The sequence below is a fragment of the Mucilaginibacter terrae genome (assembly GCF_042679325.1).
GTDB classification, from domain to species: Bacteria; Bacteroidota; Bacteroidia; order Sphingobacteriales; family Sphingobacteriaceae; genus Mucilaginibacter; species Mucilaginibacter terrae.
In genome coordinates this window covers 21788-32813 of record NZ_JBHTMJ010000015.1, presented here as the reverse complement: position 1 = coordinate 32813, position 11026 = coordinate 21788, and the positions used below count along the sequence as shown (strand labels likewise).

Here is an 11026-nt window from a genome sequence, read left to right as displayed (position 1 = left end):
AAAGGATTGGATGATCAAACATCCAATCCCTCACTAATCAATATATTATTCTAATGTGATATCTAAACCTAAACCTCTTAACTCATGAACCAATACGTTGAATGATTCTGGTACAGATGGTGTAGGTAAGTTTTCACCTTTAACAATAGCTTCATAAGTTTTAGCACGGCCTATCACATCATCAGATTTCACAGTAAGGATCTCTTGTAATATGTTAGCTGCACCAAATGCCTCCAGTGCCCAAACCTCCATCTCACCAAAACGCTGACCACCAAACTGGGCTTTACCACCCAATGGTTGTTGTGTAATTAATGAGTATGGTCCTATTGAACGCGCGTGCATCTTATCGTCAACCATGTGACCAAGTTTCAACATGTAGATAATACCTACAGTGGTTGGTTGGTCAAAACGGTCGCCGGTTAAGCCGTTGTACAGGTAAGTACGTCCGGTTGGCGGCAAGTTTGCTTTCTCAATCCATCCTTCTACTTCCGCATAGGTTGCCCCATCAAAAATAGGAGTAGCGAATTTTACACCAAGTTCTTTACCTGCCCAACCCAAAACAGTTTCGTAAATCTGTCCTAAGTTCATACGCGAAGGTACACCCAGCGGGTTCAACACAATATCAACCGGTGTTCCGTCTTCCAGGAAAGGCATGTCTTCATCACGTACAATACGTGCAACAATACCTTTATTACCGTGACGACCGGCCATTTTATCACCCACTTTAAGCTTACGCTTTTTAGCGATGTAAACTTTAGCCATCTGAACAATACCCGATGGAAGCTCATCACCTACACTGATCGCAAATTTATCGCGACGGTAAGCGCCAAGTTCCTCGTTGATCTTGATGTTATAGTTATGCAGCAACAACTTAATCTGATCGTTTTTATCATCGTCAGTTGTCCACTTGGTTGGGTTAATGTTTTCGTAAGGTAACTCAGCCAATATTTTTTGGGTGAACTTAACACCTTTAGCTACCAGCAGCTCCTTGTAAACATTATGTACACCTTGCGATGTTTTACCGTTTACAATCTCGAATAACTTATCAACCAAACGAGTCTTCAGGTCTTTAACGGCCTTATCATGCTTGTTTTCCAGTTTTTCTAACTGTGCTTTTTCTTCGGCCTTAGTGGTCTTTTTAGCACGTGAGAACAACTTGGTATCGATAACCACACCGGCAATTGATGGTGGAGTTTTCAAAGAAGCATCTTTTACGTCACCAGCTTTGTCACCAAATATGGCACGTAATAATTTCTCTTCCGGTGAAGGGTCCGATTCACCTTTAGGGGTGATCTTACCAATCAGGATGTCGCCTTCTTTAACCTCGGCACCAACACGGATAATACCATCTTCGTCCAAATCTTTAGTAGCTTCTTCCGATACGTTAGGGATATCCGGTGTTAACTCTTCCTCACCACGTTTAGTATCACGAACTTCAAGTTCGAATTCTTCAACGTGTAAAGAGGTAAAGATATCCTGCGATACCACACGCTCCGAAATAACGATTGCATCCTCAAAGTTGTATCCTTGCCAAGGCATGAACGCAACCTTCATGTTACGACCTAAAGCTAACTCACCGTTCTGCGTTGCATAACCTTCGCAAAGCACTTGTCCTTTTTCAACTCTTTGGCCCTTAATTACAATAGGCTTCAGGTTCATGGTTGTACTCTGGTTAGTTTTCTGAAACTTAATCAGGCGGTAAGATTTGGTATCTTCATCAAATGATACTAAACGATCATCTTCTGTACGGTCATATCTAATCTTAATTTCGTTAGCGTCAACATACTCAACCACACCATTACCTTCTGCGTTAACCAGGGTACGGCTGTCTTTCGCTACACGGCCTTCCAAACCAGTACCTACAATTGGCGCCTCAGGGCGTAAAAGCGGCACGGCCTGGCGTTGCATGTTCGAACCCATCAACGCACGGTTAGCATCATCATGCTCCAAAAACGGAATCAATGAAGCTGCAATCGAAGTGATTTGGTTAGGCGCAATGTCCATGTAATCCAAACGCTCCGGCTCAATAATAGGGAAGTCACCCTCAAAACGAGCTTTCACACGCGGCGTAGCAAACACACCTTTATCGTCATACACGGCATTAGCCTGACCAATAGTTTTACCATCTTCGTCTTCTGCCGATAAGTAAATAACCGGCTCGTCCATTACCACGGTACCGTTATCCACACGTTTGTATGGAGTTTCGATAAAGCCTAAGCTATTGATTTTGGCGTGAACACAAAGCGAAGAGATCAAACCAATGTTCGGTCCTTCTGGTGTTTCAATGGTACACAAGCGACCGTAGTGGGTATAATGCACGTCACGTACCTCGAAACCGGCACGCTCACGAGATAAACCACCGGGGCCAAGCGCCGAAAGACGGCGTTTGTGTGTGATCTCGGCCAATGGATTAGTTTGATCCATGAACTGGGATAACTGGTTGGTACCAAAGAACGAGTTAATAACTGATGATAATGTACGCGCGTTGATCAGGTCGGTTGGTGTAAACACCTCATTATCCCTGATGTTCATACGCTCGCGGATGGTACGGGCCATACGGGCCAAACCAACACCGAATTGTGCGTACAACTGCTCACCCACCGTACGTACACGACGGTTAGACAAGTGGTCAATATCATCCACTTCAGCTTTAGAGTTGATCAGTTTGATCAGGTACTTAACGATGGCAATAATATCTTGCTTGGTTAAAACTTTAATCTCATCTGATGTATCCAGTTTCAGTTTACGGTTGATGCGGTAGCGGCCCACATCACCCAAATCATATCTTTTATCTGAGAAGAACAAACGGTCGATGATACCACGAGCAGTTTCCTCATCAGGTGGTTCGGCGTTACGCAATTGGCGATATATGTGCTCCACCGCTTCTTTCTCAGAATTTGAAGTATCTTTTTGTAGGGTATTGTATATAATGGTATAATCACCGCTGGTGGCCGCATCTTCCTTGTTCAGGATAACGGTTTTAACACCAGCATCAATGATCTGATCAATATTATCATCATCCAGTACCGTTTCGCGCTCCAGGATGATCTCATTACGGTCGATAGATACCACTTCACCGGTATCCTCGTCCACAAAATCTTCAACCCATTTTTTAAGCACTCTTGCAGCAAGCTTACGGCCAACAAATTTCTTGAGACCCGATTTGCTTACCTTTACTTCGTCGGCCAGTTCAAATAATTCCAGAATGTCTTTATCCGAATCGTAACCTATAGCACGAAGCAACGTGGTAACCGGGAATTTCTTTTTACGGTCAATGTAAGCATACATTACGTTATTAACGTCTGTAGCGAACTCAATCCATGATCCTTTAAAAGGAATAACACGGGCAGAGTATAATTTGGTACCGTTGGTGTGGCGGCTTTGGCCAAAGAACACACCAGGTGAACGGTGCAGCTGCGAAACGATTACACGCTCGGCACCGTTAATTACGAAAGTTCCTTTAGGTGTCATGTAAGGGATAGTACCTAAGTACACATCCTGAACAATGGTTTCAAAGTCTTCGTGCTCTTCATCGTTACATGAAAGGCGAAGCTTTGCTTTTAAAGGCACACTGTAAGTTAAACCACGATCAATACATTCTTGAATATCGTAACGTGGTGGATCAATAAAATAATCCTGAAACTCTAACACGAAAATGTTACGGGAATCGGAAATTGGAAAATTTTCGGCAAATACTTTATACAAGCCTTCTTTATGACGGTTGTCTGAAGTGGTTTCCAGCTGGAAAAATTCCTGAAAAGATTTCAACTGTACATCCAGAAAGTCAGGATAGTCTAAGACATGCCTGCTGGTTGCAAAGTTAACTCTTTGGTTATTTTTGTTTGCCAAGGGATTTATAATTTTAATATGAATTAAACTCTTACCGGTTTATTTAAAGTTGTTCCTGAACTTCAAACAAAAATGAAAACATTATAAACAACAATAGACCCCGACCAAATACAGGTCGGAGTCTTGTTGCAAAGGGCGTTATTGAGTTAAATTACTTAACTTCAACTACTGCTCCGGCTTCTTCTAAAGCTTTCTTTAAAGATTCAGCTTCTTCTTTAGTTACACCAGTTTTTACTTCTTTTGGTGCACCATCAACTAAGTCTTTAGCTTCTTTCAAGCCTAAACCAGTTAAGTCTTTCACCAATTTAACTACTGCTAATTTAGCACCACCAGCTTCTTTCAATATTACATCGAAAGCAGTTTGTTCTGCAGCAGCAGCAGGGGCATCGCCACCAGCAGCAGGTGCAGCAACAGCTACAGCTGCAGCAGCAGGCTCAATACCATACTCATCTTTCAGGATCTGAGCTAATTCGTTAACTTCTTTTACTGTTAAGTTTACCAACTGTTCAGCAAACGCTTTTAAATCTGCCATTTTATTTTAATTTTAGCTTTTAAATACTTTGTGTTTTATTCGAACCTTACAGGCGTTCGATTAACCTTCTCTTTCTTGTAATGTTTTTACCAGGCCTGCGATAGTAGTTCCGCCTGATTGCAGGGCAGAAAGTACATTTTTAGCAGGTGATTGCAATAATCCGATGATTTCGCCAACCAACTCTTCTTTCGATTTTAGCGTCATTAACGCATCGAGCTGATTGTCTCCAACAAATGCAGATGAGTAAACGTATGCTGCTTTCAGCACCGGTTTGTCACCTTGTCTTCTTAGTTCCTTGATCAGCTTAGCCGGAGCTTTTGCCGATTTAGAGAATAAAATAGTTGAAGTACCTTTCAGTACATCATACAGCGGTGAAAAATCACCTTCTGCAGCTTCTAAAGCTTTCTCGATTAAGCTGTTTTTAGCAACTTGCATTACGATGTCGCTTTCAAAGCACTTGCGGCGGATATTGTTTACTTTAGCAACAGTTAAATCAGCGGTATCAGTAATATAAAAATTACCATACTCATTAATTTGCTCGGTTAGAGCCGCAACCAATTCGTATTTTTCTTCTTTATTCATGATTAGATCCCCGCTACTGATTTAGTTTCAACCTGGATTCCTTGCGACATAGTTGAAGAGACGTGAATGCTCTTGAAGTATGTTCCTTTGGCTGCTGATGGTTTTAATTTAGAAATGATTTGTAATACTTCCAAAGCATTTTCATAAATCTTATCAGCAGGGAAAGATACTTTTCCTATTGAAGCGTGAATGATACCTGTTTTGTCAACCTTAAAATCGATCTTACCGGCTTTAACCTCAGTTACTGCTTTACCCACTTCTGGAGTTACAGTACCCGATTTAGGGTTAGGCATAAGGTTACGCGGGCCTAAAATACGACCCAAACGACCTACCTTAGCCATAACGCTCGGCATAGTGATAATAATGTCAACGTCAGTCCATCCGCTTTCTATTTTAGCGATGTAATCGTCCAAACCTACGTAATCTGCACCTGCGTCTTTAGCTTCTTGCTCCTTATCTGGAGTACAAAGCACCAAAACACGTACAGTTTTACCGGTTCCATGAGGTAAAGTTGCTATACCACGTACCATTTGATTGGCTTTACGCGGGTCAACACCTAAACGTACATCAATATCAACAGATGCATCAAACTTAGTAGTGGTAATGTCCTTTACTAAATTAGTCGCGTCTTGTAACGTGTACGTTTTGTTGGCCTCAATTTTGGAGAGTACTGCTTTTTGATTTTTTGTTAATCTAGCCACTGTCTTAAACTGATTTGTGTGTTAATTTTGTTGATTCCGAACTCCGAATTTTTAATTCGAAATTATTTATTCGTTATTCGAAATTTAATTAGTTCCAGGGTGCTGTACCGGAAACGGTGATACCCATGCTGCGAGCGGTACCAGCCACCATTTTCATGGCTGATTCTTCTGTAAACGCGTTTAAGTCAGGCATTTTATCTTTAGCAATACCAGCAACCTGTTCCCAACTTACGTTGGCAACTTTTTTACGGTTAGGCTCGGCCGAACCACCTTTTAAACCTGCAGCTTCCAGTAATTGGATGGCAACGGGAGGAGTTTTAATGATAAAATCAAATGACTTGTCGACATAAACAGTAATTACTACCGGCAACACTTTACCAGGTTTGTCCTGAGTACGTGCATTGAATTGCTTGCAAAATTCCATGATGTTCACACCTTTCGCACCTAACGCAGGCCCGATTGGAGGTGATGGATTTGCAGCGCCACCCTTAACTTGTAGTTTTACTAACGCACCGACTTCTTTTGCCATTTTTAATTTAATTTATTGTACTTAATGTTAGTAAGTTTTGGAAGCAAAGTAACATTTAAGAGCTGTATATATAAAAAATTCAGCCCGCAAAGATAAGAACTTTGCGGGCTGATCCTAATATAATTTTATTATTCTTTTTCTACTTGCATGTAGTTCAATTCAAGCGGCGTTCGGCGTCCGAATATCTTTACCATGACCTTCAATTTCTTCTTTTCCTCGTTCACTTCTTCAATCACACCGCTAAAGCCGTTGAACGGTCCGTCCATAACTTTAACGTTTTCGCCTACATAATAAGGAACGTTTACGGTTTCGCCTTGAGCGGCCATTTCATCAACCTTACCTAAAATGCGGTTAACTTCTGATTGACGCAAAGGAATTGCATTACCGGCTTTATCACCCAGGAAACCAATTACGCTGTTGATACCTTTAATTACGTGTTCTAACTCGCCATCAAGCTGAGCTTCGATCATTACATATCCGGGGAAGTAATTACGCTCTTTGGCAATTTTTTTGCCGTCGCGCATTTGGTAATATTTTTCGGTAGGAATGAGTACTTGTGGTAAAAGGTGCGCTATTCCCAAGCGGCTAATTTCAGCATCAAGATATTGCTTTACCTTTTTTTCTTTACCACTAACGGCTCTTACCACATACCATTTTAACTGATCGCTCATGTATATAGTATAATTAGGTAAGTGAACTGTAGAACTGTCTGAGTACGAAGCCAATGATCTGATCCATACCAAATATAACCATAGCAATAATAAGGGCCGCAACTAATACCAGCACCGCACTGCTTTGCAATTCGCGCCAGGTTGGCCAGGTTACCTTTTCGGTTAATTCGATGTATGATTCTTTAATATATTCGGCTACTGCAGACATGTGTTTAAATTTCTTAAAGGCACGGGAACAAGGATTCGAACCCTGATCAAAGGTTTTGGAGACCTCTATTCTACCGTTGAACTATTCCCGTGTGTATTTAACATTTAAAACAAAGTACTTAGCATTGCGCTAAGTACTTTGTTTATAAAATTAACCTATCTTTTTTTCTGCTTTTATACAGATTTGCAGATGGTTATTATTTTAAGATTTCAGTTACCTGACCGGCACCTACTGTACGACCACCCTCACGGATAGCGAAACGTAAACCTTTTTCCATTGCAATAGCGTTGATTAAAGCTACTTGAATAGTAACGTTATCACCTGGCATAACCATTTCTACGCCTTCTGCTAATGAAATTTCACCGGTTACGTCAGTGGTACGGAAGTAAAACTGTGGGCGGTATTTGTTAAAGAACGGAGTGTGACGACCACCTTCTGCTTTTGACAATACGTAAACCTCAGCTTTAAAATCAGTGTGTGGAGTTACTGAACCTGGTTTGCAGATAACCATACCACGACGGATGGCTTCTTTTTCAATACCACGTAACAATAAACCTACGTTATCACCAGCTTCACCTCTATCAAGGATTTTACGGAACATCTCAACACCAGTAACAACTGATTTTAAGTTTTCTGCACCCATACCTAAGATATCAACTTGCTCACCAGAGTTGATGATACCACGCTCGATACGACCAGTAGCAACAGTACCACGACCAGTAATCGAGAATACATCCTCAACAGGCATCAAGAAAGGAAGATCAGTTAAACGTGGTGGAATTGGAATGTAGCTATCTACAGCATCCATTAATTCCATAATTTTTTCAACCCATTTTGGATCGTTGTTCAAACCACCCAAAGCAGAACCTTGGATAACAGGGATATCATCACCAGGGAAATCGTAGAATGATAATAATTCACGAACTTCCATTTCAACTAATTCCAACAATTCCGGGTCATCAACCATGTCAACTTTGTTCATGAACACAACTAATGAAGGCACACCTACCTGGCGGGCTAACAAAATGTGTTCACGAGTTTGTGGCATCGGGCCGTCTGTTGCTGCAACCACAATGATCGCACCATCCATTTGAGCCGCACCTGTAACCATGTTTTTCACATAATCCGCGTGACCTGGACAGTCAACGTGAGCATAGTGACGGTTAGCAGTTGAGTACTCAACGTGAGCGGTATTAATAGTAATACCACGTTCTTTTTCTTCAGGAGCCGAGTCAATTGAATCAAATGAACGAGCTTCTGAGAAACCTTTGTCAGCCAATACTTTCGTAATAGCTGCGGTAAGGGTTGTTTTACCGTGGTCAACGTGACCGATAGTACCGATGTTTAAGTGCGGCTTGCTGCGGTCAAACTTTTCTTTTGCCATGATTTATAAATATTTGTAGGTTAATTTACTTATTTAAATATAGTTAATGTTTTAATATGTTATTTAGTAATTAATAACCAACAACCTAAAAACCTTCTAACTACACTGAGCCAACGAAGGGATTTGAACCCTTGGCCTCTTCCTTACCAAGGAAGTGCTCTACCCCTGAGCTACGTCGGCTTAATCTTTTCCTGGTTATTGAGTTATTTTGTTATTAAGTTCGTAATTGTTGTTATACAACCTAAATACTCAATAACTTAATTACCTAACAACCACCCTGAGCGGAAGACGAGGTTCGAACTCGCGACCTATAGCTTGGAAGGCTATCGCTCTACCAACTGAGCTACTTCCGCATAAAAGATGACAGTTTTGAATTACCTGTTAGCAGTAACTGCAAACTGATAACTAAAAACTGCCAACTAAAATTGTGGGGGGAGAAGGATTCGAACCTTCGTAGCCGAAGCAACGGATTTACAGTCCGTCCCATTTGACCGCTCTGGTATCCCCCCATATTAGTGGATTTCGAATTTCAAAATCTACTGAGCCTCCTATCGGGATCGAACCAATGACCTACTGATTACAAGTCAGTTGCTCTACCAGCTGAGCTAAGGAGGCGTATTTTTTTAAACTTTCTTTATTCCTGCTGATTATCCCGATGTCTCGGGACTCTACCAGCTGAGCTAAGGAGGCGTATTTTTTTAAACTTTCTTTATTCCTGTTGATTATCCCGATGTCTCGGGACTGTACCAACTGAGCTAAGGAGGTTTATTTTTTTAATGTGTTAAAGAACCATTCCCCTTGTGTTAAATACCTTTCCAAAAGGGAATGCAAATGTACAAAAATTTACTCCCGTGCAAAATAATTCTAAAAAAAAAATCAGCAGGTCTTTTACCTGCTGATTTTGTTTATTCTATTGTGTTGATTATCAATAATCTTCCTCTTGCACACCAAGGGTATCCACTTTACGCGCTTGTTCGGTAATAGCGTTTTGTTTCTGCTTATGCTTTTGAATTTGTTTGCGTAAGCTTTCAATGGCCAGGTCGGTTCCTTCCTCAAAAGTTTTGCACTGGTGGCTTGCAAAAAGCTGGTTACCGGGTACAATCAATTTAATTTCGGTTATTTTGTTGGCTTCCTCGCCGGTGTTCTCTAACTTCAAATATACTTCGCCGCTAATAATATTGTCGCTGAATTGTTCCAGCTTGTCGGCCTTTTTCTGTATAAAGTCCACTAATTTTTGGTCTGCACTAAAGTGAATTGCTTGAACAGTAATTTTCATTTGTTCCTCCTGTGTTAATTAGCCTTTGGATGGGCTTGTTTATAAATAGATTTAAGTCGTTCAACGGAGTTGTGGGTGTACACTTGCGTGGCGCTCAAACTGGCGTGGCCTAAAAGGTCTTTAATGGCATTAAGGTTGGCCCCTTTGTTTAATAAACTGGTTGCAAATGTATGCCGAAGCACATGCGGACTTTTCTTATCCTGGGTTGATATATAGTTTAAATATTTCTGCACAATCAAATAAATCATCTTGGCATAAGCTTCGGATCCTTTACTTGTAACGATTAGTTTTAACGATTTGTTAGCAAAAATTTCACTTTTCTTTAACACCAGGTATTCCTGCAGTAAAAGCTTCAGCTCTTTATTAAGCGGAATTATGCGCTCTTTATTGCGCTTACCCAGTACTTTAACAGTACCTTCATAGGTATTAATATCGGCTTCGGTAATGCCCAAAAGCTCTGATAAACGCATACCCGTACCAAACAGCAGTTCTATAATAAGCTTATCGCGCCGGCCATTAAAATCTGGTGTGAAGATCTCATTGCTATCCAGCATGCGCGATAGCTTCTCCTCCTCTACCACAACCGGCAGCTGTTTGGATATTTTGGGAGTTTGTATGCGCGCGGTCGGCGTAGCCTTTATAATATCGCCTTGAAGTAAAAATTTGAAGTACTTGCGCAATGTAGCCACCTTACGGTTAATGGAACGGCTGGTAAGCTTCGCGTTCATGAGTTCCACCATCCAATTACGAATGTGGTGATGTGTGATTTCGGCCGGATGGGCTATTACTACTTCGGGATAATTAAGGAAAGTATAGAATTGAGCCAGATCAGACTCATAAGCAGTAACGGTATGCGGCGAATACCGCTTTTCGTATTTAATGTAAGCTATAAACTGCTCTAAAAACATAAAAACTATTTGCACAACGCCAAAAAGGCAAAGTACAAATAGTTTTAATATATCAATACAAGAACTGTATAATTATACAGTTTCTTCTTTATTCATGTTTTGAATATAGATGGCATGTTTGATTTCGTGGCGACGAGCAACAGACTTCTTTTCGTAAGCCTGGCGACTGCGTAGTTCGCGTAAAACACCTGTTTTTTCAAATTTCTTCTTGAAACGTTTCAGCGCTTTATCTAATGATTCGCCGTCTTTTACATTAATAATAATCATATCCTTCTAAATACCTCCTTTCAGGGAGAGCAAAGGTAAGACAAAAGATTTAATTTTTAATTTCTTTTTTCATTATTATGTATCAGGGATTTAAAGGGTTACTAAGACTGCTATTTTGC

Annotated in this window: 11 protein-coding genes and 5 tRNA genes; all 16 read right to left on the bottom strand. The window is 40.8% G+C overall.

The window, feature by feature from the left end; genetic code table 11:
* Nucleotides 1-45 precede the first annotated feature (45 nt).
* Nucleotides 46-3849, bottom strand: coding sequence for a DNA-directed RNA polymerase subunit beta (rpoB, locus tag ACFQ3S_RS15670; protein ID WP_377166144.1), 3804 nt, complete (start codon nucleotides 3847-3849; stop codon nucleotides 46-48).
* Nucleotides 3850-4000: 151 nt separating this feature from the next.
* Complete coding sequence (gene rplL / locus ACFQ3S_RS15665) at nucleotides 4001-4381, bottom strand: 50S ribosomal protein L7/L12 (protein WP_377166142.1); 381 nt, start codon at nucleotides 4379-4381, stop codon at nucleotides 4001-4003.
* A 60-nt stretch (nucleotides 4382-4441) separates the two neighbouring features.
* Nucleotides 4442-4963: a 50S ribosomal protein L10 gene (rplJ, locus tag ACFQ3S_RS15660; protein ID WP_377166140.1), complete on the bottom strand. Its 522-nt coding sequence runs from the start codon at nucleotides 4961-4963 to the stop codon at nucleotides 4442-4444.
* Nucleotides 4964-4965: 2 nt separating this feature from the next.
* The gene (gene rplA / locus ACFQ3S_RS15655) at nucleotides 4966-5664 is read right to left on the bottom strand and encodes a 50S ribosomal protein L1 (protein ID WP_377166138.1); all 699 of its coding nucleotides are present in this window, start codon (nucleotides 5662-5664) and stop codon (nucleotides 4966-4968) included.
* 88 nt (nucleotides 5665-5752) lie between these two features.
* Nucleotides 5753-6193: a 50S ribosomal protein L11 gene (rplK, locus tag ACFQ3S_RS15650; protein WP_377166136.1), complete on the bottom strand. Its 441-nt coding sequence runs from the start codon at nucleotides 6191-6193 to the stop codon at nucleotides 5753-5755.
* A gap of 128 nt (nucleotides 6194-6321) precedes the next feature.
* Nucleotides 6322-6864, bottom strand: a complete 543-nt coding sequence (gene nusG, locus ACFQ3S_RS15645) for a transcription termination/antitermination protein NusG (RefSeq protein WP_377166134.1) — start codon at nucleotides 6862-6864, stop codon at nucleotides 6322-6324.
* A 13-nt stretch (nucleotides 6865-6877) separates the two neighbouring features.
* Complete coding sequence (secE, locus tag ACFQ3S_RS15640) at nucleotides 6878-7072, bottom strand: preprotein translocase subunit SecE (RefSeq protein ID WP_377166132.1); 195 nt, start codon at nucleotides 7070-7072, stop codon at nucleotides 6878-6880.
* 20 nt (nucleotides 7073-7092) lie between these two features.
* Nucleotides 7093-7163: transfer RNA gene (locus tag ACFQ3S_RS15635), tRNA-Trp, on the bottom strand.
* A 105-nt stretch (nucleotides 7164-7268) separates the two neighbouring features.
* A complete protein-coding gene (gene tuf, locus ACFQ3S_RS15630; RefSeq protein ID WP_377166130.1) occupies nucleotides 7269-8456 on the bottom strand; it encodes an elongation factor Tu in 1188 nt (395 codons plus the stop codon).
* Between the two features lie 108 nt (nucleotides 8457-8564).
* Nucleotides 8565-8636, bottom strand: a tRNA-Thr gene (locus ACFQ3S_RS15625).
* 100 nt (nucleotides 8637-8736) lie between these two features.
* Nucleotides 8737-8809: transfer RNA gene (locus tag ACFQ3S_RS15620), tRNA-Gly, on the bottom strand.
* Nucleotides 8810-8884: 75 nt separating this feature from the next.
* Nucleotides 8885-8965: transfer RNA gene (locus ACFQ3S_RS15615), tRNA-Tyr, on the bottom strand.
* A gap of 33 nt (nucleotides 8966-8998) precedes the next feature.
* Nucleotides 8999-9071, bottom strand: a tRNA-Thr gene (locus ACFQ3S_RS15610).
* Nucleotides 9072-9381: 310 nt separating this feature from the next.
* Nucleotides 9382-9732, bottom strand: a complete 351-nt coding sequence (hpf, locus tag ACFQ3S_RS15605; protein WP_377166128.1) for a ribosome hibernation-promoting factor, HPF/YfiA family — start codon at nucleotides 9730-9732, stop codon at nucleotides 9382-9384.
* A gap of 14 nt (nucleotides 9733-9746) precedes the next feature.
* On the bottom strand, nucleotides 9747-10655 hold the full coding sequence (locus ACFQ3S_RS15600; protein ID WP_377166126.1) for a tyrosine-type recombinase/integrase: 909 nt from the start codon (nucleotides 10653-10655) through the stop codon (nucleotides 9747-9749).
* Between the two features lie 57 nt (nucleotides 10656-10712).
* The gene (rpsU, locus tag ACFQ3S_RS15595) at nucleotides 10713-10907 is read right to left on the bottom strand and encodes a 30S ribosomal protein S21 (RefSeq protein ID WP_377166124.1); all 195 of its coding nucleotides are present in this window, start codon (nucleotides 10905-10907) and stop codon (nucleotides 10713-10715) included.
* Between the last annotated feature and the right edge of the window lie 119 nt (nucleotides 10908-11026).

Bases quoted from the DNA above. Each gene is read 5' to 3' on its own strand.
- rplL (WP_377166142.1), bottom strand. From the start codon at position 4,381: ATGGCAGATTTAAAAGCGTTTGCTGAACAGTTGGTAAACTTAACAGTA.
- rplJ (WP_377166140.1), bottom strand. From the start codon at position 4,963: ATGAATAAAGAAGAAAAATACGAATTGGTTGCGGCTCTAACCGAGCAA.
- rplK (WP_377166136.1), bottom strand. From the start codon at position 6,193: ATGGCAAAAGAAGTCGGTGCGTTAGTAAAACTACAAGTTAAGGGTGGC.
- nusG (WP_377166134.1), bottom strand. From the start codon at position 6,864: ATGAGCGATCAGTTAAAATGGTATGTGGTAAGAGCCGTTAGTGGTAAA.
- secE (WP_377166132.1), bottom strand. From the start codon at position 7,072: ATGTCTGCAGTAGCCGAATATATTAAAGAATCATACATCGAATTAACC.
- tuf (WP_377166130.1), bottom strand. From the start codon at position 8,456: ATGGCAAAAGAAAAGTTTGACCGCAGCAAGCCGCACTTAAACATCGGT.
- hpf (WP_377166128.1), bottom strand. From the start codon at position 9,732: ATGAAAATTACTGTTCAAGCAATTCACTTTAGTGCAGACCAAAAATTA.
- rpsU (WP_377166124.1), bottom strand. From the start codon at position 10,907: ATGATTATTATTAATGTAAAAGACGGCGAATCATTAGATAAAGCGCTG.